The organism is Mesorhizobium sp. M1142, assembly GCF_040318565.1.
Classification (GTDB): domain Bacteria; phylum Pseudomonadota; class Alphaproteobacteria; order Rhizobiales; family Rhizobiaceae; genus Mesorhizobium.
Genome location: NZ_JAMYMK010000005.1, coordinates 50,161 through 75,424 on the forward strand (window position 1 = coordinate 50,161; position 25,264 = coordinate 75,424).

At 63.8% G+C, this 25,264-nt stretch carries 23 protein-coding genes and 1 tRNA gene; 13 read left to right on the top strand and 11 right to left on the bottom strand.

Features of this window, described 5'->3' with window-relative positions; genetic code table 11:
- Positions 1-123: 123 nt before the first annotated feature.
- On the top strand, positions 124-1,095 hold the full coding sequence (locus NKH42_RS10400; protein ID WP_352689798.1) for a complex I NDUFA9 subunit family protein: 972 nt from the start codon (positions 124-126) through the stop codon (positions 1,093-1,095).
- A gap of 83 nt (positions 1,096-1,178) precedes the next feature.
- Positions 1,179-1,415 (top strand): metallothionein, encoded by a 237-nt coding sequence (locus NKH42_RS10405; RefSeq protein ID WP_254817997.1) that lies wholly within the window; start codon positions 1,179-1,181, stop codon positions 1,413-1,415.
- 137 nt (positions 1,416-1,552) lie between these two features.
- On the opposite strand, the gene NKH42_RS10410 is transcribed toward NKH42_RS10405, so the two are convergent.
- Positions 1,553-2,803, bottom strand: a complete 1,251-nt coding sequence (locus NKH42_RS10410) for a flavin-containing monooxygenase (RefSeq protein ID WP_352689799.1) — start codon at positions 2,801-2,803, stop codon at positions 1,553-1,555.
- A 94-nt stretch (positions 2,804-2,897) separates the two neighbouring features.
- On the bottom strand, positions 2,898-3,704 hold the full coding sequence (locus NKH42_RS10415; RefSeq protein WP_352689800.1) for an undecaprenyl-diphosphate phosphatase: 807 nt from the start codon (positions 3,702-3,704) through the stop codon (positions 2,898-2,900).
- Between the two features lie 161 nt (positions 3,705-3,865).
- On the opposite strand from NKH42_RS10415, the gene NKH42_RS10420 reads away from it, so the two are divergent.
- From NKH42_RS10420 to NKH42_RS10460, 9 genes are all read left to right on the top strand, one after another.
- On the top strand, positions 3,866-4,558 hold the full coding sequence (locus NKH42_RS10420; RefSeq protein ID WP_254817994.1) for a glutathione S-transferase family protein: 693 nt from the start codon (positions 3,866-3,868) through the stop codon (positions 4,556-4,558).
- Positions 4,539-5,699 (top strand): tRNA epoxyqueuosine(34) reductase QueG, encoded by a 1,161-nt coding sequence (gene queG / locus NKH42_RS10425; protein ID WP_352689801.1) that lies wholly within the window; start codon positions 4,539-4,541, stop codon positions 5,697-5,699. The genes NKH42_RS10420 and queG overlap by 20 nt, the downstream gene beginning before the upstream one ends.
- Positions 5,696-6,604 carry an SDR family oxidoreductase gene (locus NKH42_RS10430; RefSeq protein WP_352509718.1) on the top strand — a complete coding sequence of 303 codons (909 nt, stop codon included), beginning with the start codon at positions 5,696-5,698 and terminating at the stop codon, positions 6,602-6,604. Before queG ends, NKH42_RS10430 begins: the two co-directional genes overlap by 4 nt.
- 65 nt (positions 6,605-6,669) lie before the next feature.
- Positions 6,670-7,755 carry a penicillin-insensitive murein endopeptidase gene (gene mepA / locus NKH42_RS10435; protein ID WP_352509731.1) on the top strand — a complete coding sequence of 362 codons (1,086 nt, stop codon included), beginning with the start codon at positions 6,670-6,672 and terminating at the stop codon, positions 7,753-7,755.
- Between the two features lie 121 nt (positions 7,756-7,876).
- Positions 7,877-8,902, top strand: coding sequence for a glucokinase (locus NKH42_RS10440; RefSeq protein WP_352509719.1), 1,026 nt, complete (start codon positions 7,877-7,879; stop codon positions 8,900-8,902).
- A gap of 119 nt (positions 8,903-9,021) precedes the next feature.
- Positions 9,022-10,881: an ABC transporter ATP-binding protein gene (locus NKH42_RS10445; protein ID WP_352509721.1), complete on the top strand. Its 1,860-nt coding sequence runs from the start codon at positions 9,022-9,024 to the stop codon at positions 10,879-10,881.
- Positions 10,882-10,901: 20 nt separating this feature from the next.
- A complete protein-coding gene (dapB, locus tag NKH42_RS10450; protein ID WP_352689822.1) occupies positions 10,902-11,726 on the top strand; it encodes a 4-hydroxy-tetrahydrodipicolinate reductase in 825 nt (274 codons plus the stop codon).
- Positions 11,727-11,800: 74 nt separating this feature from the next.
- Complete coding sequence (locus NKH42_RS10455) at positions 11,801-12,421, top strand: 2,3-bisphosphoglycerate-dependent phosphoglycerate mutase (protein ID WP_254817988.1); 621 nt, start codon at positions 11,801-11,803, stop codon at positions 12,419-12,421.
- A gap of 73 nt (positions 12,422-12,494) precedes the next feature.
- Positions 12,495-12,579, top strand: a tRNA-Leu gene (locus NKH42_RS10460).
- 82 nt (positions 12,580-12,661) lie between these two features.
- On the opposite strand, the gene NKH42_RS10465 is transcribed toward NKH42_RS10460, so the two are convergent.
- The 5 genes from NKH42_RS10465 to NKH42_RS10485 form a co-directional block, all read right to left on the bottom strand.
- Positions 12,662-12,889: a DUF4087 domain-containing protein gene (locus NKH42_RS10465; protein ID WP_352689803.1), complete on the bottom strand. Its 228-nt coding sequence runs from the start codon at positions 12,887-12,889 to the stop codon at positions 12,662-12,664.
- Between the two features lie 118 nt (positions 12,890-13,007).
- Entirely contained in the window at positions 13,008-13,415 is a 408-nt protein-coding gene (locus NKH42_RS10470; protein ID WP_352689804.1) for a lysozyme inhibitor LprI family protein, read from the bottom strand.
- Between the two features lie 222 nt (positions 13,416-13,637).
- Positions 13,638-14,072, bottom strand: a complete 435-nt coding sequence (locus NKH42_RS10475) for a hypothetical protein (RefSeq protein WP_352751393.1) — start codon at positions 14,070-14,072, stop codon at positions 13,638-13,640.
- Positions 14,073-14,105: 33 nt separating this feature from the next.
- Positions 14,106-14,495 (bottom strand): hypothetical protein, encoded by a 390-nt coding sequence (locus NKH42_RS10480; protein ID WP_352476851.1) that lies wholly within the window; start codon positions 14,493-14,495, stop codon positions 14,106-14,108.
- Between the two features lie 786 nt (positions 14,496-15,281).
- Entirely contained in the window at positions 15,282-17,279 is a 1,998-nt protein-coding gene (locus NKH42_RS10485; protein ID WP_352689823.1) for a transcriptional regulator, read from the bottom strand.
- 247 nt (positions 17,280-17,526) lie between these two features.
- Here NKH42_RS10485 and NKH42_RS10490 point away from each other — a divergent pair, with 247 nt between their 5' ends.
- Together NKH42_RS10490 and NKH42_RS10495 are read left to right on the top strand one after the other, a co-directional pair.
- On the top strand, positions 17,527-18,612 hold the full coding sequence (locus NKH42_RS10490; RefSeq protein WP_352508625.1) for a PLP-dependent cysteine synthase family protein: 1,086 nt from the start codon (positions 17,527-17,529) through the stop codon (positions 18,610-18,612).
- Between the two features lie 25 nt (positions 18,613-18,637).
- Positions 18,638-20,125 carry a pyridoxal phosphate-dependent decarboxylase family protein gene (locus NKH42_RS10495; RefSeq protein WP_352689807.1) on the top strand — a complete coding sequence of 496 codons (1,488 nt, stop codon included), beginning with the start codon at positions 18,638-18,640 and terminating at the stop codon, positions 20,123-20,125.
- A gap of 49 nt (positions 20,126-20,174) precedes the next feature.
- On the opposite strand, the gene NKH42_RS10500 is transcribed toward NKH42_RS10495, so the two are convergent.
- The 4 genes from NKH42_RS10500 to NKH42_RS10515 all read right to left on the bottom strand — a co-directional run bounded on the left by NKH42_RS10500 (position 20,175) and on the right by NKH42_RS10515 (position 25,048).
- On the bottom strand, positions 20,175-21,815 hold the full coding sequence (locus NKH42_RS10500; protein WP_352689808.1) for an ABC transporter substrate-binding protein: 1,641 nt from the start codon (positions 21,813-21,815) through the stop codon (positions 20,175-20,177).
- A gap of 212 nt (positions 21,816-22,027) precedes the next feature.
- On the bottom strand, positions 22,028-23,029 hold the full coding sequence (locus NKH42_RS10505) for an alpha/beta hydrolase (protein ID WP_352689809.1): 1,002 nt from the start codon (positions 23,027-23,029) through the stop codon (positions 22,028-22,030).
- A 16-nt stretch (positions 23,030-23,045) separates the two neighbouring features.
- On the bottom strand, positions 23,046-23,723 hold the full coding sequence (locus tag NKH42_RS10510; protein WP_352689810.1) for an isochorismatase family protein: 678 nt from the start codon (positions 23,721-23,723) through the stop codon (positions 23,046-23,048).
- Positions 23,724-23,743: 20 nt separating this feature from the next.
- Complete coding sequence (locus tag NKH42_RS10515; protein WP_352751395.1) at positions 23,744-25,048, bottom strand: M24 family metallopeptidase; 1,305 nt, start codon at positions 25,046-25,048, stop codon at positions 23,744-23,746.
- Between the last annotated feature and the right edge of the window lie 216 nt (positions 25,049-25,264).

Sequence of the window (25,264 nt, forward strand, 5' to 3'; positions counted from 1 at the left end):
TCCGCCCAGCGCTGACTGGAACAAAAGCGTTCCTGCGTTGTTCCTCAATCGTCCTGATGTTCGACGGGCTGGTTCAAGTGCCGGCCAGGGCAGTCCTCGTGGCAGCTATGCGAGGACAAAGGGATGGCGAGGCAAATGGATCCCGACGATCTCAACCCGGAACGGATCGTCACCGTGTTCGGCGGAACTGGCTTTCTCGGGCGCAGGATCGTGAAGCGACTCCTGGAAAGAGGTTTCACGGTGCGCGTCGCATCTCGCCATCCGGCTCGCGTGGCCCTGGTCTTTTCCTCGATTACGAGGATGCCCGAAGCAGTCGACGCGGATATAACGGATGCGTCCTCGATCGGGTCGGCCATTGCCGGATCGCAGGCGGTCGTGAATGCTGTCAGTCTTTACGTCGAGCAGGGCGTCCAGACCTTTGAACGCGTGCATGTGAAAGCCGCGGCCGATCTCGCTGCCGCGTCGCGCGACCGCGCGATCGACCAGTTCGTCCAGATTTCAGGGATCGGCTCCGATCCTCAATCGGATTCGAATTACATAAGGGCGCGTGGGCGCGGAGAAGGTGCCGTGGAAAGCGCATTTCCCGGCGCTTTCATTGTGCGTCCCGCCGTCATGACAGGACCTGACGACACTTTCCTGACGACCATTGTGAGGCTGATACGCCTCCTGCCGGTCTATCCGCTGTTCGGCGATGGTGGCACACGGCTTCAGCCGGTCCATGTGGCGGACGTCGCAGAAGCAGTGAGCCGGCTGATCGACGGGCGAACCCACAAGGGTTCATCCATATTCGAATTCGCTGGCCCGCGCATCTATACCTATAAGGAACTGCTTCGGGAGATCGCCCGACAGCTCGGGACGCACGTCCAGCTGATGCCGGTGCCGTTTGCGGTATGGAACGCCTTGGCTGGCGTCGCGGAACTCCTCCCGGCTGCCCCCATAACGCGCAACCAGGTCGATCTCATGCGTCAGGACAATGTGGCAGCAATCGACGTGCCTGGCCTGAAGGAACTCGACATCGAGCCGCGGGGTATCGACGAGGTGATCCGTGCGATCGAACAGCGTCGTGGCACAGGCTCGCGGTCGTCTCCGCCTTAGGACGGCCCCCTGATCCTGGCGGGAACCTATCGCCGCGCGACAGGTTGGTCGAGCTTGGAGCCAGTGAAAGAAGGAAAAGAACTATGGCCAGATGCGATCAATGCGGGAATGACTACGATAAGGCTTTCAACGTGACGATGGCCGACGAGACCTACACATTCGACAGCTTCGAATGCGCGGTCCAGAAACTTGCTCCGACGTGTCCGCATTGCGGATGCCGGATCATCGGACATGGCGTCGAACAGGATGACATCATCTACTGCTGCGCACATTGCGCCGCGGAGGAAGGCGCGAGCGCGCTGACCGATCGTGCGCCTTGACGCGCCTCCTTTGGCGTCTCCAGGTCGACCATTCCGAACGACTGCGCCGGCTCGGTCCGCTAGGCAGCGTACGTCGTCTTGATCGCGCCAGAGCTGTCATGTTCTTGCAGTTCAAGAACCCGCGTTCGACGGCTGGTTTAGACGCCGTTCCGTGGCAAGTCGGCTCGCGCTTGGACAAGTCGCTCCACGACGGCCGCCGTCTCCTCTGGAATGGCCGGTATGGTGCCCGACTTCCGCGTCGATCCGAAATCGAGGCCGGCGAAAAAGAGACCTGGAACAGCGCCGACGCCATCCTCGTGGACGGGCTGGCCGGCTGCATCGAGCGCGCCGGGAAGCCGAACCCACGAGAAATCGCCGGTGAAGCCCGTGCACCAGATCACCGATCTGATGCCGCTCGCCGTCCAGTCGAGGGAGCGGATCGGAGGATCGGGCAAGCGCGGTTCAATCGTCTCGGCCGGATCGTCCTCGGCCAGTGGCGCATCGAGGCCGGCGCGCTCGATGTACTCGTCAACCAGGCGCTTGGCATTCGCGGAGACTTCGTCGGCAAATCGCATATGGTCGTCGAGCTCGTCGCCGAAGACGAGGTTGCCGTTCTCCACACCCCTGAAGCGGCCGAGCAGCACCACGCCCTGCGCGCTCAGCGATTGCAGGCTGATCGTGTGGGTCGCGCCGACCAGCGCGCGGGCCTGCAGCTTGCCGGAGGGGAGGACGAGTTCCTTGCGTGGAACGTCGAGAAACCCGGACAGCGTCAGCCATTTGAGTATGTTGCCCCCGCGGTAGCGCCGCACCCAACGGCCGTTGCGGCTGGTCGCCAAAAAGACCACACGTCCTGCCGACGCCAGATCCTCGGCGATCTGGCCGCCCGACTGGCCGCTGCCGACCACCAGCACCGCGCCACTCTCGAACTCGGCCGGGTTGCGATAAGCCGAGGAATCGACTTGGCGAATTGCGGTTGGCAAATCCGCCGACCCTGCTGGCCGGACCTGCCGATTCTGGTCGCCGGTGGCGATCACCACAGTGCGCGCCAGAAATGCCCTGTCCGTCGTGGTGATGCGAAAGATCCCGTCGTCTCTGGTCAGCTCTTGCACCGGAGTTTGAGTGCTTACCGGCAACCGGTGCCGCTCGGCATAGCCTTCGAGGTATGCGACGAACTCGTGGTGGGTTATCGCGCCCCAGGGCTCGGGGCCGTCGTAGGAATCACCGGGTAAGATGGAGCGGACGGTCGGCGAGTTCAGTCGAAACGAGTTCCATCGCTGCGTTCGCCACGTTTCGCCAATCCGGCCTCGATCGAGTACACGGTGGTTGCGGCCCTGCCGTTTCAAGAAGTAGCTGACGCCGAGACCCGCCGGACCGGCGCCAATAACGAGGGCGTCAAGAACTTCGCTCACGCATTCCCCCTGCCAACCATACGTCCACAAGATCGTATGGCTCGGCTTCGGGCAAGAATAGAGTTCCGGCTGGGATTGCGCTATCCGCGCCGGCTCACCCCCAGATTGCCAGCCCCGTCAGCCCGACGATGCCGACGACCAGCCGCCACCAGCCGAACAGCGCGTAGCCATGGCGCGAGACGTAGTCGAGCAGGAAGCGCACGACGATTAGCGCGGTGACGAAGGCGGCAACGAAGCCGACCGTGATGATGGGCAAGTCGGCGCTGCTTAGCACATTGCGGTTCTTGAACAGGTCGAAGGCGAAGGCGCCGACCATCGTCGGGATGGCAAGGAAGAAAGAGAATTCCGCCGCCGCCCGCTTGTCGACGCCGAGCAGCAGCGCGCCGACGATGGTCGAGCCCGAACGCGACGTGCCGGGGATTAGCGACAAGCACTGGAACAGCCCGATCTGCAGATAAAGCCTGGTCGGAAACCGCTCGACATCGTGGTAATACGGCTTCGGCGTCATGCGATCGACCAGCAGTAGGATGACACCGCCGATGATCAGCATGATGCAGATCAGCCGCGGCGATTCGAACAGCACCGTCTTGATGAAGTCATGCGCCAGTGCGCCGATAATGGCCGCCGGCAGGAATGCGATGAGAATGCCAAGGACGAAATGCCGCGTCAGCCGATCGTAGGGCAGCTCGAGCAGCATCTTCCAGAGACGGCGGAAATAGACGCTGAGGATCGCCAATATGGCGCCGAGCTGGATCAGGATCTCGAAGGCCTTGCCGGTCGAATGAAAGCCGAGGAAATGGCCGGCGAGCAGGATATGACCGGTCGAAGACACCGGAATAAACTCGGTCAGGCCCTCGAGCATGCCGAGCAGCAGCGCTTCGACTACGGTTTGGCTTTCCATGGCAACCTCGGCGTTGGAGGGCGGGCTTGAGAAAACGGTTTGCTTGTCACGGCGCGGAACTCCCCCTATAGGTCGCAGCACCCTGACAGCCCCTGAATCGGGCGGCCAAGACTTACCGGCGCAGCCGGCGATTTGCCAGTGCGCTCTATTATCGCGGGACCATGCTGACGCTTTTCCACCATCCGATGTTCGCCAGCTGCCGCTTCGTCCGCCTCGCCTTTGGCGAGTATGCCGAGGAACTGGCGCTGATCGAAGAAAAGCCGTGGACGCGGCGCAAGGAGTTCCTGGCACTGAACCCGGCCGGCACGCTGCCGATCCTGCTTGCCGAGGGCGACGTGCCGATCGTCGGCGCGATGGTCATCGCCGAATATCTCGACGAGACGCGCGGCGTACTCAAGCGCGACAAGCGGCTGTTCGCCGAGGATCCGATGGAGCGCGCCGAAATCCGCCGGCTGACCGACTGGTACCTCAACAAGGCGGAAAGCGAGGTTACCCGGCATCTGGTGCGCGAGCGCGTCCTGAAGCCGGTCATGCCGGAAACGGCAGGCGGCGGCTCGCCCGATTCGGCGGCGATCCGAGCCGCCCGTGCCAATATCCGCCAGCACATGAAATACACCAACTGGCTGGCCGGCACTCGTCACTGGCTGGCCGGCAACAAGGTCACCTATGCCGATCTCGCGGCGGCGGCGGCACTGTCGGTGCTCGACTATCTCGGCGAGATCGACTGGCGCGAACACAGCGCCGCGCGCGAATGGTATACAAGGGTGAAATCACGGCCTTCGTTCCGGCCGCTTCTGTCCGACCGGGTGCGCGGCCTGTCGCCGGTGTCACATTATGCGGATCTCGATTTCTGATACGGCAAAGCTGCGCGCGCTCATCGACCGCGAGGCGCGGAACGCCGGCTTCGACGCCGTTGCCGTCACCACGCCCGATGCGATCCCGCAGGCGCCGGAGCGGCTGGCCGAATTCGTTACTGACGGCTTTCACGGCTCGATGGGCTGGATTGCCGAAACGCTCGAGCGGCGAGGCAAACCGACGACGCTTTGGCCAGAGGTCCGCTCGATCGTCGTGCTGGCGATGAATTACGGCCCCGACCACGACCCACGCGAGGTGCTGGCGAAGCGCGACCGCGGCGCGATCTCGGCCTATGCGCAGAACCGCGACTATCATGACGTGATGAAAGGCCGGCTGAAGGAGATCGCCGGCAAGATCGTGGCGCGCGCCGGCGGTGACGTGAAAGTGTTTGTCGACACCGCACCGGTGATGGAAAAGCCGCTGGCCGAGGCGGCCGGCCTCGGCTGGCAAGGCAAGCACACCAACCTGGTTAGCCGCGCGCATGGCTCCTGGCTGTTCCTCGGCACCATCTTCACGACGGCCGAGCTGGTGCCGGACGCGCCTGAGGACGATCATTGCGGCTCCTGCCGGGCCTGCCTCGACGCCTGCCCGACCGATGCCTTTCCGGCGCCTTACCGGCTCGATGCGCGGCGCTGCATTTCATACCTCACCATCGAGAACAAAGGACCGATCCCGCATGAGTTCCGGGAAAAGATCGGCAATCGCATCTATGGCTGCGACGACTGCCTGGCCGCCTGCCCGTGGAACAAGTTCGCCCAAGCCGCTTCGGAGGCAAAGCTTGCCGCCCGCGCGGACTTGCGCGAACCGCCGATCGCCGAGCTGCTGCGTCTCGACGACACTGCCTTCCGAACGCTCTTTTCGGGCTCGCCGATCAAGCGCATCGGCCGCGACCGTTTTATCCGCAACGTGCTGATAGCGGCCGGCAATTCCCAGGACTCGTCGCTGGCCGGCGCCGTTCGCGCGCTGCTCGACGACGCCTCGCCCCTGGTTCGCGGAGCCGCGGTATGGGCGCTGTCGCGGCTGGTGCCGGGTCGGGAGTTTGCCGAACGTGCCGCAGCCGCGTTGCAGGCAGAAGATAACGAGGCGGTGAGAGGCGAATGGCTTCTGCCCCTGCCAAAGCCGATCGAGGCGCATACATGACAAAAAAGCAGATTTTCGTCTTCGGCGCCGGTTATTCAGGCAAGGCCTTCGCCCGCGCCAACAGGGATGCCGACACAACGATCTTCGGTACAACACGGTCGCTGGAAAAATTCCCGGCGCTGCGGCAAGCCGGTATCGTGCCGCTGCGATTCGATGGCAGGCTGACCTCCGAAATCGGCGATGCCCTTGGGAAGACAACCCATCTCGTCGTCTCGGTCGCGCCGGACGAGGCCGGCGACCCGGTGCTGGGCGCGGCCCGCGAGGAGATCGCGGCCAACATGCCGGAGCTCGAATGGATCGCCTATCTCTCCACCGTCGGCGTCTATGGCGACCATGGCGGCAATTGGGTGGACGAGGCCGCCGAATGCCGGCCAGTATCGAAGCGATCAGCGATGAGGGTTGCCGCCGAGCAGGATTGGGTGAAACTGGGCCACGACGTCGGCCGACCGGTGGCGATCCTGCGACTTTCCGGCATTTATGGGCCAGGCCGCAACGCCTTGGTCAATCTGGAAAACGGCACCGCCCGGCGGTTGGTCAAGCCGGGCCAGGTGTTCAACCGCATCCATTGCGACGACATTGCCGGCACGCTCTGGCATCTAGCTGAAGGCAATCGCGGCGGCATCTTCAACATCACCGACGACCTGCCGGCGCCGCCGCAGGACGTCGTCGCCTATGCCGCCCAATTGATGGGCATCGAGCCGCCGCCCGAAATTCCGTTCGAGACCGCCCAACTTTCGCCCATGGCGCGGTCTTTCTATGGCGAGAACAAGCGTGTCGCCAACGCGGCGATCAAGGCGGCCGGTTATGGCTTTCGCTTTCCCGACTATCGCTCGGCGCTCGATGCCATGTGGGCGAGCGGCGACTGGCGCGACGGTGAGGCGCGCAGCCCGATGAAACGGTCCTGATCGATACGTTGCGCGGGCTATGGTATGATGCGGTTCAAATCGCGGAGGGGTCCAGCTTGGGGAAAATGTTGAAGCGAGCCTTGCCCGGCAAAACGCTGCCGCTGACGGCAGCACTGGCCGTCGCCAGCTTGGCGGCGCTTGCAACGCAGCCAGGGAGCGCCGAGCAACGGGCAAAGGACCTGTTCGGCGCCAAAAAACTGCCGGCACTCGCAGCAGCGCAATCGATCGGCTTCTATTCCAAAGGCTGTTTTTCCGGCGGCGTCGCCCTGCCCCTGGACGGCCGGCACTGGGAGGTGATGCGACCGTCGCGCAACCGCCGCTGGGGCCATCCGGCAATGATCGCGCTGGTCGAGAAGCTGTCGCGCGATGCCGCTGCCGACGGCTGGCCGGGCCTGTTGATCGGCGACATCTCGCAACCGCGCGGCGGTCCGATGCTGACCGGCCATGCCTCGCACCAGATCGGCCTCGACGCCGACATCTGGCTGACGCCGATGCCCGACCGCAAGCTCTCGGCCGAAGAGCGCGAAAACATCAGCGCTACCTTGATGGTCGACGAAAAGACCCATCTGGTGAAGGACGGGCTGTGGACGCCGATGCATACGCGGCTGTTGAGGCGCGCCGCGAGCTATCCCGAAGTCGAGCGCATCCTGGTCAATCCCGGGATCAAGAAGAAGCTCTGCGACACGGTCAAAGGCGACCGTAGCTGGTTGCGCAAGGTCAGGCCGTTCTGGGGCCACGACTACCACTTCCACATTCGCATCAGCTGCCAGCCTGGGTCACCCGACTGCAAGGCGCAGGAAGCGACGGCGCCGGGCGATGGCTGCGACCAGGCACTGGCCTGGTGGTTCACCGAGGAGCCGTGGCGCCCCAACAAGAACCCGGACAAGCCGAAGGCACGCGACGTGATGACGATGGCGAACCTGCCCAGGCAATGCCAGTTCGTGCTCGACGCGCCGGCTCCGCCCTCGGCGGAAGCAGTCACCTACTATGGCGACGGCGTGCCGGTTGCGGCCGCACCTGCTCCTGCGGCAGAGCCTTCGCTGCCGCCGACGCTCGCAGCCGGCGCGGCAGCGCTTCCGGCCTCGGCGAACGCCTTTATGGCGACGCCCGAGTTCGGCATTCCGCTGCCGCGGCCACGACCGGGGCACTGATGCGGGCAGCGTGTTCGCTGTCTGCATCCGTGCATCTCCACTTCGAAAACCGATTTCCCTTTTTGCGGTCATGCGCTAGTCAACGAGAGAACGGCGATACGCGTCGGGAACGGACGAGAGCATGCCAGGCGTAAGCGACGACGACACTCTGTTGCGATTTCCGATCCTGATCGGCGACATAGGCGGCACCAATGCGCGCTTCTCGATCGTACTTGACGCGAATTCCGAGGCCGGCGAGCCGACCATCGTCCAAACCGCCAACTTCAATACGATCGACGAGGCGATCCAGTCGGCCGTGCTCGACCGCTCGTCGGTCCGGCCGAATTCAGCTGTGCTGGCGGTGGCCGGCCCTGTCGAGAGCGACGAGATCCCCCTCACCAATTGCCCATGGATCGTCAAGCCGAGACAGATGTTCGCCAGTCTCGGTCTCGGCGACGTCGTGGTGCTCAACGACTTCGAGGCGCAGGCGTTGGCTGTCGTCGCGCTCGGCGAAGAGCACATGGAAAAGATCGGCGGCGACGAGCCGGAACCGAATTCCGGGCGGGTGGTGCTCGGCCCGGGAACCGGGCTCGGCGTCGCCGGGCTGGTTTATGCGCTGCATCACTGGATACCGGTGCCCGGCGAGGGCGGCCATATGGATATCGGGCCGCGCTCGCCGCGTGATTTCGAGGTGTTTCCGCATATCGAGAAGCTCGAAGGTCGCATCTCCGGCGAACAGATCCTGTCAGGACGCGGCCTGGTAAACGCCTACCGGGCGGTGGCCAAAGCGGACGGCAAGCCGTCGCCCTTCACCACGCCTGCCGAGATCACCGCCGCGGCGCTGGCAAGGAACGATCCGGTGGCCGAAGAGGCGCTGTCGATCTTCGTCACCTGCCTGGGGCGCACCGCCGGCGACCTCGCTCTGGTGTTCATGAGCCGCGGCGGTGTTTTCCTCACCGGCGGCATCGCGCAAAAAATCCTGCCGGCGCTGCGGACCGGCAGTTTCCGCGCTGCCTTCGAGGACAAGGCGCCGCATAGCGCCCTGATGCGCAGCATGCCGGTCTACGTCATCACCCATCCGCTGGCGGCGCTTTTAGGGCTGGCCGCCTATGCCAGAAATCCGTCGCTGTTCGGCGTGCAGACGGCGGGGCGACGCTGGCGGATTTAGGACACAAGCTGCGCCGCGACGAAGTTTCGCCGTCCCCGGCCATAGGCAAGCCGCCATTGGGGCGTTAAGAGGTTGCCGAATTGCAGCCCGGCCGAACCGAAACCACAAAGCGCTCAAACGTGACACTTCCAGCACCAACCAAAGGGAAAGTCCGTCCCAGCGAGATCGTGGCTGTTATCCGCCGCATCATCGCCGAGAACAGCCGCGATTATCGCTGGTACTATGCTCTTGCCGTGCTGTGCCTGGTGACGATCGCGGCGACGACCGCCTTCACAGCGTGGATCATGAAGGATGTCATCGATCAGATCTTCTACCAACGGCGCGGCGATCTTATCGCGCTGATCAGCGTGTCGATCCTGGCCGCCTTCATGCTGCGCGGGCTGGCCAGCTACGGCCAGGCAGTGACGCTGGCCAAAATCGGCAACAATCTGGTAGCGCGCTATCAACGCCGCATCTTCGACCACCTGATGAAGCTCGGCGTCGGCTTCTTCAACGACACCCGCTCGGGCCGGCTCGCCGCGCAGATCAACGAGAACGTCAACGGCATCCGCGATCTCCTGTCGATGACGCTGACATCGCTGGCGCGCGATGCGGTATCGCTTGTCGCGCTGGTCGGCGTCATGATCTGGCAGGACCCGATGCTCTCCGCGATGTCGCTGCTGATCGGCCCGCCTTTGATCTACAGTGTCACCTATCTGATGCGCCGGGTGCGTCGCATCACCCGTGAATCGGTGCAGATCAACTCGCGGCTGATCGGCGCCATGCAGGAAGCAACGCAAGGCATCGCCATCGTCAAGGCCTTCACCCTGGAAGAAGAGCTGTCGCGCCGCATCGGCGGCCTCGTCGCCGGCGCCGAGCAGCGGGCAAACAAGATCGCCCGCGTCTCGGAACGGCTGACGCCGATCTCCGAAATGCTGGCCGGCTTCGCCGTAGCCGGCGTCATCGCCTATTCCGGCTACCGGGCGACCGTCGGCGGCCAGCCGCCGGGCGCGGTGTTTGCCTTCATCACCGCCCTGCTGCTTGCCTATGACCCCGCCAGGCGGCTGGCGCGCATGCAGGTCGGCATGGAAAAGTCGCTGGTCAATGCGCGCATGATCTACGAGCTTCTCGACCTCGAGCCGCAGCAGGGTGACGTGCCGGGAGCCGCCGAGGCGAAATTCACCTCTGGCGAAGTGCGCTTCAACAACGTGTCCTTTCGCTATGTCGAAGAAGCGCCGGTCCTGCAGGATTTGAGCTTTGTCGCCGCCGCCGGCAAGGTGACCGCCATCGTCGGCGCCTCGGGCGCCGGCAAGACGACGCTAGTTGCGCTGCTGCAGCGCTTCTACGACGTCGAGTCGGGCAGCATCGAAATCGACGGTCAGGACATTTCAAAGGTCACCAAGCATTCGCTGCGCGGCTCGATCGCTTATGTTTCGCAGCAGCCCTATCTGTTCGAAGGCACCATCCGCGACAACATCCGCTACGGACGTCTGAGCGCCACCGACGCCGAGATTGAACGCGCCGCGCAACAGGCCGCGGCCGACGATTTCATCCGCCAGCAGCCGCAAGGCTACGACACACCGGTCGGCGAGAACGGCGTGACGCTGTCGGGCGGCCAGCGCCAGCGTGTATCAATTGCACGCGCCATCGTTCGGCAGGCGCCGATCCTGCTGCTCGATGAAGCCACCTCGGCGCTCGACAACGAGGCCGAGGCCCGCGTCCAGGAAGCGCTGACCCATGTCATGGAAGGGCGCACCACGATCGTCATCGCGCACCGGCTGTCGACAGTGGTCAATGCCGACCATATCATCGTGCTCGAGCAGGGCCGGCTGGTCGAACAGGGCACGCATGCCTCGTTGATGGCCGACCCGCACAGCGTCTATGCGCGGTTCCACCGGGTGCAGGGCAGGAAAGGGCTGGGGCTTGTCGATGATGCCAAGCCAATCCAGACTGCTGCGCAAAATGGTCACGCGAAACAGGCGGCCGGGAGACATTCATGAGCGACACACCGACCGTCAACATCAATGAAACGGGGGAAATGGGCCTGGTGGTGGTGGGCGCGGCCGGCCGCATGGGCCAGGCGCTGATCCGCGCCATCCACACGATACCGGGTGCCCGCGTCGCCGCCGCCATCGAGCGGGCCGGCTCGCCCCATATCGGCAAGGATGCCGGCGAGCTCGCCGGCGTCGGCAGGCTCGAGGTGGCAATCGGCGACGATCCGCTGCCGGCCTTCGCCAAGGCCGACGGCGTGCTCGATTTCACCACGCCGGCGGCGACCGTCGAATTCGCCGGCTACGCCGCGCAGGCGCGCATCGTCCATGTCATCGGCACCACTGGCTGCTCGGCCGAAGACAATGCCAGGATCGCGGCGGCGGCGCGCCACGCGACGATCGTCAAGTCAGGCAATATGAGCCTCGGCGTCAATCTGCTGGCGGTGCTGGTTGAGCAGGCGGCGCGCGCGCTCGATGCCGACGATTTCGACATCGAGATCCTGGAAATGCACCACCGGCACAAGGTCGATGCGCCATCGGGCACGGCGCTGCTGCTCGGCGAAGCCGCCGCTGCCGGGCGCGGCGTAGCACTTGCCGGCAACGATGTTCGCGTGCGCGACGGCCATACCGGCGTGCGCAAGAGCGGCTCGATCGGTTTCGCCAGCTTGCGCGGCGGCTCGGTGGTCGGCGACCACAGTGTGGTGCTGGCCGGTACCGGCGAGCGCATCACGCTTGCCCACCACGCCGAAGACCGGGCGATCTTTGCCCGCGGCGCGGTCAAGGCAGCCCTGTGGGCGCGCGGCCGCAAGCCGGGCCTCTATTCGATGCGGGACGTACTCGGCCTGACAAGCTGATACAGACTTGGCTGATCCACAGACTTGGCTGATCCACAAGATTTGGCTGATTCACAAAATTTGAAGGAGCAAATATGTCGAGAACTCTCGTGCTCGTGCGCCACGGCCAGAGCGAATGGAACCTGAAGAACCTGTTTACGGGCTGGCGCGACGTCGACCTGACCGAACTGGGTCATGCCGAAGCCAAGGCGGCCGGCGCCAAGCTCAGGGCGCGCGGCATGAAATTCGACATCGCCTTCACGTCGTCGCTGATCCGGGCGCAGAAGACCTGCCAGCATATTCTCGACGCCGTTGGCCAGAGCGAGCTCGAGACCATCCGCGACCAGGCGCTGAACGAGCGCGACTATGGCGATCTCTCCGGCCTCAACAAGGATGATGCGCGCAAGAAATGGGGCGAGGAGCAGGTGCATATATGGCGCCGCTCCTACGACGTGGCGCCGCCCGGCGGTGAAAGCCTGAAAGACACCGGCGCGCGCGTCTGGCCCTATTACCTGCACGATCTGCAGCCGCATGTGCTGCGCGGCGGTACCGTGCTGGTGGCAGCACACGGCAATTCGCTGCGCGCGCTGATCATGGCGCTGGACGGCAAATCGGGCGAGGAGATCGTCAAGCTCGAACTCGGCACCGGCGTGCCGGTCATCTATACGCTCAACGCCGATTCGACGGTGGCATCGAAGGAAGTGCTGGAGGGCTGAGGCGGAGAAGGAACGCGGCATTCAAAAAAGCGCGTTGACACTCATCCCTCGCCCGCTTAATGAGCGCGCACCAGCCCAGATGGCGGAATTGGTAGACGCGCACGGTTCAGGTCCGTGTTCCGCAAGGAGTGGAGGTTCGAGTCCTCTTCTGGGCACCAAATTCCCGTTTCGGACCGTTTGATATGGTTCGGAGACTCCAAGAAAAAGCCCGGTTTTGCCGGGCTTTTTTGTATCCAATAATTATCGGCCCGGGCTAGGCAGCGATCTGTCGTTGCGACAGCGCACCAGCGGAAGGATTTCGCCCGAGATTACTCTGGTGATCTTTTGCTGTTTGGCGTTGGTCACGACGCTCATGCACGCACATCCGTAGCCATGGCCCGAACCGGGCACATTGGTCTCGACGAATTGCCGCTTGTCAAAGGCCGGCACATTGTCGATGCCGCCACAGGCTCCCTTTGGACATCGCACAGTGGACCGTCGATGAAATCGCCGTTGAGCAAATTGTCCGCACTGCCCTTGCGCGCCGACGCAACCCCTCGCATCCTTTCATGTCCGGCGGCGACGCCACGCTCGCCGCCGGCGTGTGTCAGTTCGCGGCCGGAACAGGGCAGCTCATGTCGCCCTCCTGGCATTTCAGATAGCCTTCGAAGTCTTTGGCACGGGATTGCGTAAGGCCGTCCATGCACTGCGCGATGAGCATTGGCATCATGCTTCCTCCGGCCGCTCCCGCGGTCTGGAAACTGCACTCCGCGTCGCGAAACTTGCCCCAATCGCGCTGTGCCTGGACAAGCAGCTTTTTGGTATCCGCGTCGTTCTTCAGGCGGGCTTCGATCTGCTTGTAAAGCTCGTTGAGCTTCTTGTCGGATTTCTGAAACTCGGCACCGAAGCACTGGTTCATGGTGGCCTGATCCTTGGCATCGGCGCACTTGTCCTCGGCGAAGGCGAAAGTCGGCATGGCCGGAACCATGGCAGCAATCAGTATTGCGGTTTTCATCGATTTCCCTTTCCGGTTGCAGTCAAGCTCTTAAGTTGCTCAGCCCCGCCCCATGTTGCTGTCCGTCATTGCCACGGTTAGCCGTGCCCATGGTCTGATTATCTGGTTTTCGTTGGATCAGCTTTGTCACCTTCGGGGACCGTGACGCGACTTCCGTCACGCCGGAATAGTTGTTCTCCTCATGCGCCAACGGCGTCGGCGGCAAATCTCCACCGATCACCATCATTCCGTAACTTGCTCGGCAAAACACTTTGCCAGGTCTTGCGGCGCTCCGAGCTTCTTCGCCCAGGATACCAGTTCAGGTTTTTCCGACGGCTCGGCATAGCCGCCCCAGACGTCGCGGAACTGCTTTTTTCCATCGACTGTCTGGAAGAACATCACACCGTCGTCGCTCACGGGCGTGGAGACGTAAGCGGCGCTCCAGTTGCCGTTCTCCATGATCGTGATGAACTTCACCCGAGCCGGCTTGACCTTGTTGTTCAACGCCGAGGCGACGAGCGTGGCATATTCCTGCTTGCGCGCCTTCGTCGCTTCGACCTTTATGCCGTCGCAGGCGCTACCCGCAGCGAAAGCGGATGTCAGCGTCATTCCCAGCCCCGTGAGGCCGGCCATAACGATTTTGGCATATCGCCGGACCAGGCCGCTGAATTCAGGCATAATTGGCTTCCTCCTTTTTCGCCCCGGAGTCCCTTATTCGGAATCGTCATCGTCCGATGAACTGTCATCGTCCGGTGTATCGACCTCGCAGCCGATGCCGCGGCAGCCTTGGTAGTTGCCTTGCGTATCGAAGTTGGGATTGCCTTCTTTGTCGTACTGCGGTCTGTCGTCGATGGTTTGATCCCCGTCATCAGGATCGTCGACTTTACATCCGAGCCCATGGCAGCCGATGTAACGGCCGCTGGTATCGAAGTTGGGATTGCCGTTCCTGTCGAACTGCGGCCGGTCATCAATCTTTCGGCCGGCTTTGTGGGGCGGATCAACCAGGCAGCCCTTTCCGCGACAATCATCGTAATCGTCGGTGGTACAACCGGCGATCGCCATCACAGCAGTGGCCAAGGCCGCACAGATTACGAATTTCATGGTTCATTCCTCCGACTGGCTGGCGGACATCGTCCATATCGGAAGGCCGTTGCAGGCGGCGATCCCCGCCTTTGCCGCGGAGTCTGGCGCCAATCGGAGGAGGGCAAAGCTTCGCCGGCTATCAAACGAGAGCCAGGCTGTGGGCGACGCATTCGACGACTTAGCCGATGGTTGTCGTAATCTCTAACGTCGGAGGGAACGCTCCCGGCGGGGGCCGCCGCATTAGCGAATGTCAATATGCCTCTCCATGCTTAGTGCCCCGTCCGCCCAAGCATGTTTCAACAATCCGCTGACGCGGCTGTGCCTCCAAGAAATTGCATCCGAGTCCGCCTGTGACAAGGACAAATCCCAATATCGCAGGATTGAATTTGGCAGATGCTTAATATTTCGGAATCAGCACCGGTTATCTTAGCAGACACTGAAACATTCGTCTCCAGCACGATTACGGAACGTTCCATTAGCTTTGCTTCTCGTTGATACAAGTAATGCTCCATATCGTTGTGACTTTTGCGCCAGCTCTACGAAAAGACGCGACGAGACCACTTCTTATAAGATCGCCCTAATCGCGATCTATTGTGGTATTTTTTTTCGAACCCAGCCCAACCCGTTGCGGGGGCCGAAAGAAACGCCGCCCCTTTGCCGACTTTTCGTACTGGCCGTCGGGCCAAGCGACGGCAAACATCCTCAAGGTCAGCCTGACGATGCGCCTTGGCTGCGGACATGACGATGTTTCGTGGCGCCAGCCGCGATGAGCGGTTTAGAGAGCCGGACGAACCACGCCTTGTCTCACCCCAGCCCGATCCGCTTGGCGCCTTGCCGGAACAGCGCCTCGGCGTCCGGCTCGAAGCGAAAGGTGCCGATGAAATCGTCGGCGCAGTAGTTCGGCAGCATCTTGCGCAGCGCAGCGGCGAAACTTCGTGCCTCGCTCAGCCGCCCCGCCAGCGCAAGGCAATGCGCGGCAATCGCCAGGATGATGGCATGGGCGTTGGGACGGGCGGCTGCTTTCAGCGCCCATTCGGCGGCCTCGTCGAACTGGCCAAGCCGGACATGCGACATCGCCCTGGCGCCCAACATGCCGAACAGCAGCGGATCGAAGGGACTTAGATGCCTGGAATGGTCGGACGAGCCGATCGCGGCCTGCGGGTCGCCGGACTGCGAATGGACGAATGACAGCGCATAGTGGCCGAGCGCGAAATTCGGGCTGAGGTCTACGGCGCGTTCGAGCTCGGTGAGGGAGCCGTCCTGTTCGCCGCGCAGCCACAGCGCCCGCCCCATGGCCCAGTGAGCGGCTGGATTGTGATCGTCGACGAGCAGGCTCTGGCCGGCTGCCTCGAAGGCCAAGGCGCTTTCCTGGTCGCGGTCGCCCCAACGCTGGAAGGCATTTTGCCAATGGGTGAAGGAGAGGCCGGCATAGGCGCGGGCGAAGGTCGGATCGAGCTTCAAGGCCGTGTCGAAGAAATGCCGGGCCTGCTCGTTTTCCGTGCGGGTGAAGCGATACATGTGCCAGAGCCCGCGATGGTAGGCTTCCCAGGCGTTCAGCGAATTGGGCGCCTTCAGCATGGCGCGGTTGCGCTCGACGGTTTCGATCTCGGCCGAGATCGACGAGACGATGCTGTTGCCGATGTCGTCGAGCACGGTAAAGATGTCGTCCGGTCTGCGCTCGAACGTCTCGGCCCAGACGATCCTGGCCGTGCGCACCTCGACAAGTTCCACGCTGACCACGACGCGGGCTGCCTGGCAGCGTACCGTGCCGGTGGCGACATAGTCGACGTTGAGCCGGCGGCCGGCGTCCTCCGGCGCAATGTTTTTTTCGGCGAGCGCAAACACCGAGCCGCGTGCGATGACGAAAAAGTCCCTGAGCTTGGCCAGGCGGGTGATGATGTCGTGGGTGAGGCCGTCGGCCAATCCACCGCGCGGGCCGCCGACAGCCGCCTCTTCGGCAAACGGCATCACGGCGAGCGAAGCCTTCTGCGATGCAGCAGTATCGGAACGGGGAGGCACAATTGACGCGTGGGGGGCCGCGGGTACGAGTGAAGGTCGCGCCCAGAGCGCTGCTGCAGGTCGTTCGCCGCGGATCGTCCGCCATGCCTCACGAACGGCTCCGAAATCCAGATCCTCTGAAGCAAACAGCCGCGCCGCGGAAGCGAGATGTTCCTCGCCCGCGCCAAACTGGCCGCGCTGCGCCAGCCTTTTCAGAAGAGCCACATGCGCGCGCCCGTCGAACGGAGCGAGTTCCAGCCATTTGTCCAGATGCGAGGACATTTCGTCGGCATCCGCCGGAAGCTTGTTGACGAGGTGTTCCAGGATTGCGGCGTGCCAGGAGCTGAAGCGGCGGCGCTGAGCGATCAGCCAACCGTTAAAATGCGGGCTGCGGTCGATCTCCAGCCCATCGAGAAAATCGCCGGCGAACATTCCGGAAAGAGCCTGCAGCCGCTCCAGACCGAGCGTCTCAACGCCCTTGGCGGCGGCCGAAGCTATGTCGACAGCGTCGACGGAAGCACCTCTCAGATCAAGCGCGATCGTGTCGCCTGGTGTCTCGACCCTGCGATGGTGCGGTTCATCGAGGATGCCTCTAAGCTTGCTCAAGCACCAGCGAAGCTCGCCGCGCGGGTCGTTCGGCACATCCCACAAAAGCTCGCAGAGGCGGCTGCGGCCGACCGGATGCGGCGCCAGCGCCAGATAGGCGAGCAGCGCACGCAGCTTGCGCGATTTTGGGAGCTGGATGATGATGCCGTTGCGTGCGATCGTCAGCGGTCCGAGCAGACGCACGGAAAGACCGGCCATCTCGCCGCCGAGGCTCGATCGGGCGGATTCCACGTAAGTTTCCACGCCTGCTCCCACGCTGGCCAGTCGGCCTTTGTTTTATCACCAAACGTGACACGGTGCATCCGGCAGCGAATTCCCGCGCCGGATGCTGGCATTGCCGGGAGGCAGATGTAGCGTGGCAAGGTCTCGAAACCTCGCCGCCCAAGCCACCGGTCTGTAACCGGCCCGTGACGACAAGAGACAACGACAACGCGAGGAGATCGACATGTTGCATCAACAGAAAATCAGAACCACCGCCGGGCGCGGCCGTCTGTTCGACAGCATTCTCGACACGGTCGGCGATACGCCGGTGATCCGCATCAATAATCTCGGACCGGACCATGCCACGATCTATGTGAAGGCCGAGTTCTTCAATCCCGCCGCCTCGGTAAAGGACAGGCTGGCACTCAACATCATCGAGGAGGGCGAGCGCAGCGGCGCCTTGAAGCCGGGCCAGACCGTGGTCGAGGCGACCAGCGGCAACACCGGCATCGGCCTTGCCATGGTTTGCGCCCAGAAGGGCTATCCGCTGGTGGTGACGATGGCCGACAGTTTTTCCATCGAACGCCGCAAGCTGATGCGCATGCTGGGCGCCAAGGTGGTGCTGACGCCGCGCGCCCAGAAGGGTTTTGGCATGTACACGAAGGCGGTGGAGCTCGCCGAGGCCAATGGCTGGTTCCTTGCCCGCCAGTTCGAGACCAAGGCCAATGCCGCCATTCACGAAGCGACCACGGCGCGCGAGATCATCAACGATTTCGCCGGCTCGCGGCTCGACTGTTTCGTCACCGGCTATGGCACGGGCGGCACCGTCGCCGGCGTCGGACGCGTGCTGCGCCGCGAGCGGCCGGAGACCCGGATCGTGCTCGCCGAACCGGCCAATGCGCAGCTTATCGGCAGCGGCAAGCCGCAGCAGCGCGGCGCCGGCGGCGCGCCTGCCGCCAGCCATCCAGCGTTCGAGCCGCATCCGATCCAGGGCTGGACGCCCGACTTCATTCCGGACGTGCTGCAGGAGGCGATCGATACAAGCCTCTACGACGACGTGGTGCCGATTGCCGGGCCCGAGGGCATGAAATGGGCCAAGGCGCTGGCGCAGAAGGAAGGGATTTTCACCGGCATCTCCGGCGGGGCGACCTTCGCGGTGGCGCGGCAGATCGCGGAAAAGGCGCTACCCGGCTCGGTGATCCTGTGCATGCTTCCCGACACCGGCGAGCGTTACATGACCACGCCGCTGTTCGACGGCATCGAAGCGGAGATGGACGCCGAGGAGACCGCGCTTTCGCAGTCGACGCCCGGCTGCCAGTTTCCGGCGTGACGGCGGCACATCGGGAGCGGCCTGCATGGACACGAAACCTGGATTGGCCGTCACGGCCAGCGAGGAAACGCTTGACCCCTCGAACTGGGCCGATGTGCAGGTCCTGTCGCATCGGATCGTCGACGATGCCGTCGCTTACCTGCGCGATGTCAGAGAGCGTCCGGTGTGGCAGGAGATGCCGGTCGATGTGAGGACCTTCTTCACATCGCCGCTGCCGCGTTCGCCGGCGCCGCTGGCAGAAATCTATGGCGACGTCACCAGGAGCTTGATGCCCTATCCGATGGGCAACATCCATCCGCGCTTCTGGTCCTGGTATATGGGCTCGAGCAATTTCACCGGCGCGCTCGGCGATTTCCTGGCGGCGATCCAGGGCTCCAACCTCGGCGGCGGCAACCATTCCGCCGCGCTGATGGACAACCAGGTCGTCGACTGGTGCAAGGACATGATGGGCTTTCCGCAATCGGCCAGCGGCACACTGGTCAGCGGCGGCTCGATGGCCAACATCATCGGTCTGACCGTGGCGCGCAACGCCAAGGCCGGCATCGACATACGCGAGCACGGCGTTGCTGGCATCGACAAGCCACTGCGTTTCTACGGCTCCGACCAGCTTCACTCCTGTCATCGCAAGGCGATGGAGGCGCTCGGCCTCGGCAACCGGGCGCTGCGCCGCATCCCGAGCGATGCCGGGCTGCGGATCGACATCGCTGCGTTACGGGCGGCGATCGCCGAGGACCGTGACGCCGGTTTCAAGCCGGCCTGCGTGATCGGTACGGCCGGCACGGTGAACACCGGCGCAATCGACGATCTGCAAGCGCTGGCCGACCTGGCGGCAAAAGAGGATCTGTGGTTTCACGTCGATGGCTGCATCGGCGCCTTGCTTGCGATTGCGCCGGACAATTCGCATCGCGTTGCCGGCATCGAGCACGCCCACTCAATCGCGCTCGATCCGCATAAATGGCTGCACGCGCCCTTCGAGGTCGGCTGCGCGCTGATCCGGGATGCCTCCGCGCATCGCCGCACGTTCGCGGTGACGCCGGAATATCTGGAATCGACGCCGCGCGGCCTGGCCTCCGGCCAATGGCTGCACGACTACGGCTTGCAGACCTCACGCGGCTTCCGGGCGCTGAAGGTGTGGATGGCGCTGCGAGAACACGGCATCGAAAAGTTCGGCCGGCTGATCGACCAGAACATCGCGCAAGGGCATTATCTCGGTGAGCTGATCGAGGCCGAACCGGCGCTCGAGCTGGTGGCGCCGGTGAACATCAACATCGTCTGCTTTCGCTATCGCGCCGATGGGTTGGACGCTGAGCGCCTGAAAGCGCTCAATACCGAGATCATGCTGAGGCTGCAGGAAGAAGGCATCGCCGCCATTTCCGACACGACGGTGCATGGCCAGCATTGCCTCAGGGTCGCCATCAACAACCACCGTACCCGGCGTGACGATCTGGACCTGCTGGTGCGGGAAACGGTGCGCCTCGGGCGGGAGATTTCAAGGGCGGGCACCGCCGGCTGACGCCGGCTTCCGCTGCCTTGGGCGCCGGCTTTCCGTCGGGCGGCACGAGTCACGCCTCGAGCCAAACCTTCTCGAAATGCTGCTCGAGCGACTGGTGCTGCTCGCAGCCATGGACGCCCTTGCGGTAGGTGCGGTAGACCGAGCGCCAGTAGGGCTGGATGATAATGCCGGAATCGCGGAGATTCTGCTCGATCTTCGCCATGATCTCCTTGCGGTCGCCGGCATCGGGCATCGCCAGCGCCTTGTCGAGTAGGCTGTCGAATTCCGGATTGGCGTAAGCGCTCTCGTTCCAGGCGGCGCCCGATTTGTAGGCCAGCGCCAGCACCTGGATGCCCAGCGGCCGGCCGAGCCATTCGGTGCAGGAGAACGGATATTTGCTCCAGTCGTTCCAGAAGGTGGCGGCCGGCAGCACCGTGCGCTTGATCTTCAGCCCAGCCTCGCGCATCTGCGCTGCGATGGCGTCGCCGGTGGTCTTTTGCCAGTCGACGTCGACCGAAATGAGCTCGTATTCGTGATCGGCCTTGCCGGCCTCGGCGAGCAGGGCCTTGGCTTGATCGATGTTGCGCACGGCTGGGCCGATATCGGCATATTCGGGATGCATCGGCCCGACATGATGGTTCTCGGCCGGCTTGCCGCGGTTGTCCATGCCGATCTTCAGCACAGCGGCGTTGTCGACGGCGAGCTGGGCGGCGCGGCGCACCTTGATGTCGTCATAGGGCGGATTGGCGACATTGAAACGCGCGACGATCGTCGAGCCGGTGGCGATCTCGGAATTGCTCAGGCCCATCGAGTCGGTCTGCGCAACCGTGTCGGAGGCGGTTTCGTGGTCGGTGTCGATCTCGCCCGATTCGAAGGCCGACAGCATGGCGTTGGGGTCGGAGCCGTAGTCGACCCATTTGATGCCGTCGAGGTAGAACTCGCCCTTCCACCATGGCTTGTCTTTGCGGCGGACTTCGGCGCCGACCTCGGCGTCCCATGCCACGAGTTCGCACGGCCCGGTGGTGATCGCCAATGCCTTCAGCGGGTCGCCGTCGCCTTCATAGCTGCGGTGCATGATCAGTGCCGGATAGTCGGCCATGCCGGCAATCAGTGAAATGTCGGGCTTGGGCAAATTGAGCCGCACGGTGAAGTCGTCGACGCGTTCGATGCCGCCGTCGACGGCTTTCTTGGTGTCCGCGTTGACCAGCGCGCCCATCCGCGCGGCGACAGAATTGCCGGCGACGGACGCATCGCACCAGCGCGTCAGATTGTGAATGACATCGTCGGCGTTGAAGGTGTCGCCATTCGACCAGTTGACGCCTTTGCGGACATGCAGCGTCAGCACGCGGGCATCGTCGCTGGTCTCCCAGCTCTCGAGCAGCCATGGCTCGAAGGTGAAGTCGCGGTTCCAGCGCACCAGATATTCATTACACTGGCGGGCGACGTTGGACATCTCGACGCCGTCGAAGGTGCGCGGATCCTTCCAGCCCTTGACGTTCATGGCAACGCGCAAGACGCCACCGCGCTTCGCCTCCTCGGCCCTGGCCGGTGACGGAGCAAGCCCGCCAAGCGCCAGCGCGCCGGCAGCGCTGACACCAAACGCGGCCATGGTGGCGAGATATTCGCGCCGGTTCATCTGGCCCTTCTTGAAGCCGTCGGCGACGGGCGCGGCCTGCGGATGCAATTTCCGATCGGTCAGCATGAACTTCATCGTCGTTCCCTCTTTGTTGGGCGCCTCCGACCGACCGCGCCGCGGGGGTGGATGCGTTTCGCAGGGGCGCCTTACGTGAGGTGATGATAATGCTGGCCTGAGCGGGCAAGTGTTCAGGTTTCCGCAGTTGTTGTGCGCTGTTCCGCAGTGGGGAGCTTGAGGAGAGAGGATTTCTGCGCTTGCCTGGCCGGCATGAGAGCCGCACTCCGCCGTCACTCCGGCCACTTGCCCCCGCCCAGCGCGGCTATAGCCGCGACGATGCGATCAAAGGCCTCGCTGGCGCGCGGCACGGTCTTGCGGGCGCGCAGGAAACTGTGCACGAGGCGCGGCTCCTCGCGCCACCATGCCTTACCCCCGGCGGCAAGGATTCGGTCGCGATAGGTCTGGCCGTCCGATGACAGCGGATCGCATCGCGCGGTGACGATGACCGTCGGCGGCAGGCCGGAGAAGTCGCTATCGCTAAGTGGCGAAAATGTCGGGTCGTCCGGCGACTGCCCCTTCGCTGATCGGATATGGCGGTAGAATTCGACGTCGCGCAATGTCAGCAGCGGTGCCTCGGCGTGCTCGATATAGGAGCCGGTGCGCGCTTTGCCGTCCAGCTCTGGGCCGTCTAGCTCGTCACCGCCCAATTCGGGATAGATCAGCACCTGGCCGATCGCGCGGCGAGGATGGCGGCGCGTCGCCTGCGCCACTGCTGCGGCCAGGTTGCCGCCGGCGCTTTCGCCACAGAGCACGATGGGCAGTTCGGTCGTCGCCGCAGCCCATTCGAATACGGCCAGCGCATCCTCGAAGGCCGCCGGATGCAGATGTTCCGGCGCCAGCCGGTAGTCGGCGGACAGAACCGCAAAGCCGGTGCCGGCGCAGATCTCGGCGCAGATGTCGTCATGGCTGTCGAGCCCGCCAAGCACGAAGCCGCCGCCGTGATAATAGACGACCATCGCCTGCGGCGCCGTTCCCGCCATATGGTAACGCCGGACCGGGATTGCACGGTCGCCGACGCTGCTGTCGCTGGCCTTGACGCCGGCCGGATAGGGCTCACGAAAGGCCCGGCACATGGCGTCATAGACCGCCCGCTGCCTGTCGATCGGCATGTAGACGATTTCGGGCGGATACCACTCGTTGACCCGATCGATATAGGCCCACAGCTCCGGATCGAGCAGCGTCAGGTATTTTCCGCGGTCTGTCGTTTCGGGTCGATCGGCTTCGGTGACCATCGCGGCGCGATTCCGTTCAGAGCTCGGCATAGAGGCGGGCGGCGTTTTCATAGCTGAAACGCAGCGGCACCGAGCCCTCGACCTGCCAGGCGTCGACCGTCTCGCCTGCCAGCAGCCGGCAGGCGGCCTTGGTGGTGGTGACGGCACCGCCATAGAGCCGGTTGGCGAGGTTGAGGATGGCCGTCTGGTGCATCGCCGTGCTGCCGCTGCCGCAGGCATCCTTGACCAGCAGCACGCGAAACCCGAGCGCCACCGCATCCTTGACGGTGGCATCGATGCAGGCCTCGGTCCAGACGCCCGCAACGACCAGCCATTCGATGCCGTCGGCCTTGAGCCGCCCGGCGGTAGGCCCTCCACCAAAGGCGCTGGCCTGCGTCTTGACCAGCATCGTCTCGCCGGCTGCAGGCGCCACTTCCGGACAGATCGCCGTCAGCGGACCGTCCTTGTCGGAGAAAGCCGACTTGCCGTTGGCCTCGACCGGATGGAACGGCCGTGCCGTGGCGAGATCGACGACATAGGCCCAGTGATACAAAGGCACATGATTGGCCCGTGCTGCTGCCTGCAGGCGCTGGACGTTGGCGAGGATGTCGCCATAGCCTTCGACCAGATAGCGCTTGTCCCGCCGATGCTCCTCCTGGAGATCGATGAACACCGCCGCCACTGTGCCGCGCCTGATCGAGATCGGGCTTTTCATGCAAAACTGCCTGTCAGCACTCAAACTTGCCTGTCAAGGAACTCGTCCTCATAAGGGAACCGCGACAGAAGCTCGGTGCCGGTCTCGGTGATCAGGATCTCGTCCTCCAGCTTGACGCCCTCGCGGCCGCCCTTCTCGCCGATATAGCTCTCGACGCTGACCACCATGCCGGGCACGATGACTCCGTCGCGGCCATAGGTCTCGTAGTCCATGGCGTGCGCGATGAACGGCGTCTCGCCATGCATGCCGACGCCGTGCATGACCGAGGTATAGCGCTGGTCGACGAAGCGGTCCGGGATCTTCCAGGACTTTTCGGCAATCTCGCGAAACGCCATGCCGGGCTTGACGACCCCGATATTGTGCTGAACCTGGTCGTGCGCCATCTTGTAGAGCGACTTCTGGTAATCCGTCGGCCTGCCCGGGCCGCAGCGGAAGGTGCGCGAGAAATCCGAATAATAGCCGTAGCAGCCGATCGTGTCGGTATCGAGCGCCAAGAGTTCGCCCGGCCTGATCTTGCGGCCGCTCGCTTCGTTGAACCAAGGATTGGTGCGCTGGCCCGAGGTCAGCAAACGGGTTTCGATGAACTCGCCGCCTTGGCGGATCACCTCGCCATACATGGTGGCGAACAGCTCGTTTTCGGAAACGCCGGGCTTGATCGCCTCGCGCACGGCATAGACCGCGGCCTCAGCGCCGGCCATCGACACCTGCAGGCATTTTACTTCCTCGGGCGTCTTGACCGCGCGCACCGCCAAAATCTCGCCCTGGCAATCGCGGACGTCGCAGCCGCGCTTTTCGAGCGCCAGCGCCTGCAGATGGCTGCAGCGGTCGAGGCCGAGCTTCATCGAGCCGCCGCCATGCGCCTTGAGCAAATCGGCGATCTCGTCGGCGAAGGGACCCGCGGTTTCGTCGTCGCGGCCCGACACCGAAGACCATACCAGCTTGGACGGACGCGCCTCGTCGATCGTGTCGAGCACCATCGAGACATGGTAGCTCTGCGGATATTCGAACAGCACGATCGGCCCTTCTGTGGGGATGAAGAAGTAGCGCGTCGAGTTGCGCAGGAAATAGCCGAACATGTTGCGCGAACCGGTGGCGTAACGCTGGTTGTAGGGGTCGAACAAAACGACGCCGCCATAGCCGGCCTCGCGCATCCAGGCACGCAGCCTGGCAAGGCGCCCCTTGCGCAGCGCGTCGGCGTCGACGAAGGACGGCTCGGTATCGGACAGCCACATGCCGCCGGCCGGATCGGCCGCCGCCGGATGGCGCATGCGATCCTTGAAGTCGACGTCCTCGGTGCTGTCGGGGTCAAAAACGACAATGCTCATGGGTGCCTCCTGGAAGCGGCGAGGATGGGCCAAGGGTGGCGCAAAGTCTGTGCGGAATCCCGCAGGTGTTGTGCCGTATGCCGCTAGGCGGCAGCCCCCTTCAATTGCCCCGGCGATTGACTGTGGGCCCGAACGTTTTCGTCATCCCAGGGCGGAGCAAGGAGCGAAGCGACGCAGCACAGACCCTAGGATCCATGCCGTGACATTGGTCGTAGA

Excerpts from the sequence above, each read along its gene's own strand:
- NKH42_RS10495 (WP_352689807.1), top strand. The coding sequence starts at position 18,638 with ATGGACACGAAACCTGGATTGGCCGTCACGGCCAGCGAGGAAACGCTT.
- NKH42_RS10510 (WP_352689810.1), bottom strand. The coding sequence starts at position 23,723 with ATGAAAAGCCCGATCTCGATCAGGCGCGGCACAGTGGCGGCGGTGTTC.
- NKH42_RS10430 (WP_352509718.1), top strand. The coding sequence starts at position 5,696 with ATGACAAAAAAGCAGATTTTCGTCTTCGGCGCCGGTTATTCAGGCAAG.
- NKH42_RS10470 (WP_352689804.1), bottom strand. The coding sequence starts at position 13,415 with ATGAAAACCGCAATACTGATTGCTGCCATGGTTCCGGCCATGCCGACT.
- NKH42_RS10485 (WP_352689823.1), bottom strand. The coding sequence starts at position 17,279 with ATGGCCGGTCTTTCCGTGCGTCTGCTCGGACCGCTGACGATCGCACGC.
- mepA (WP_352509731.1), top strand. The coding sequence starts at position 6,670 with ATGTTGAAGCGAGCCTTGCCCGGCAAAACGCTGCCGCTGACGGCAGCA.
- NKH42_RS10405 (WP_254817997.1), top strand. The coding sequence starts at position 1,179 with ATGGCCAGATGCGATCAATGCGGGAATGACTACGATAAGGCTTTCAAC.
- queG (WP_352689801.1), top strand. The coding sequence starts at position 4,539 with ATGCGGATCTCGATTTCTGATACGGCAAAGCTGCGCGCGCTCATCGAC.
- NKH42_RS10415 (WP_352689800.1), bottom strand. The coding sequence starts at position 3,704 with ATGGAAAGCCAAACCGTAGTCGAAGCGCTGCTGCTCGGCATGCTCGAG.
- NKH42_RS10480 (WP_352476851.1), bottom strand. The coding sequence starts at position 14,495 with ATGAAATTCGTAATCTGTGCGGCCTTGGCCACTGCTGTGATGGCGATC.
- NKH42_RS10440 (WP_352509719.1), top strand. The coding sequence starts at position 7,877 with ATGCCAGGCGTAAGCGACGACGACACTCTGTTGCGATTTCCGATCCTG.
- NKH42_RS10490 (WP_352508625.1), top strand. The coding sequence starts at position 17,527 with ATGTTGCATCAACAGAAAATCAGAACCACCGCCGGGCGCGGCCGTCTG.
- NKH42_RS10420 (WP_254817994.1), top strand. The coding sequence starts at position 3,866 with ATGCTGACGCTTTTCCACCATCCGATGTTCGCCAGCTGCCGCTTCGTC.
- NKH42_RS10400 (WP_352689798.1), top strand. The coding sequence starts at position 124 with ATGGCGAGGCAAATGGATCCCGACGATCTCAACCCGGAACGGATCGTC.
- NKH42_RS10475 (WP_352751393.1), bottom strand. The coding sequence starts at position 14,072 with ATGCCTGAATTCAGCGGCCTGGTCCGGCGATATGCCAAAATCGTTATG.
- NKH42_RS10505 (WP_352689809.1), bottom strand. The coding sequence starts at position 23,029 with ATGGTCACCGAAGCCGATCGACCCGAAACGACAGACCGCGGAAAATAC.
- NKH42_RS10455 (WP_254817988.1), top strand. The coding sequence starts at position 11,801 with ATGTCGAGAACTCTCGTGCTCGTGCGCCACGGCCAGAGCGAATGGAAC.
- NKH42_RS10515 (WP_352751395.1), bottom strand. The coding sequence starts at position 25,048 with ATGAGCATTGTCGTTTTTGACCCCGACAGCACCGAGGACGTCGACTTC.
- NKH42_RS10500 (WP_352689808.1), bottom strand. The coding sequence starts at position 21,815 with ATGAAGTTCATGCTGACCGATCGGAAATTGCATCCGCAGGCCGCGCCC.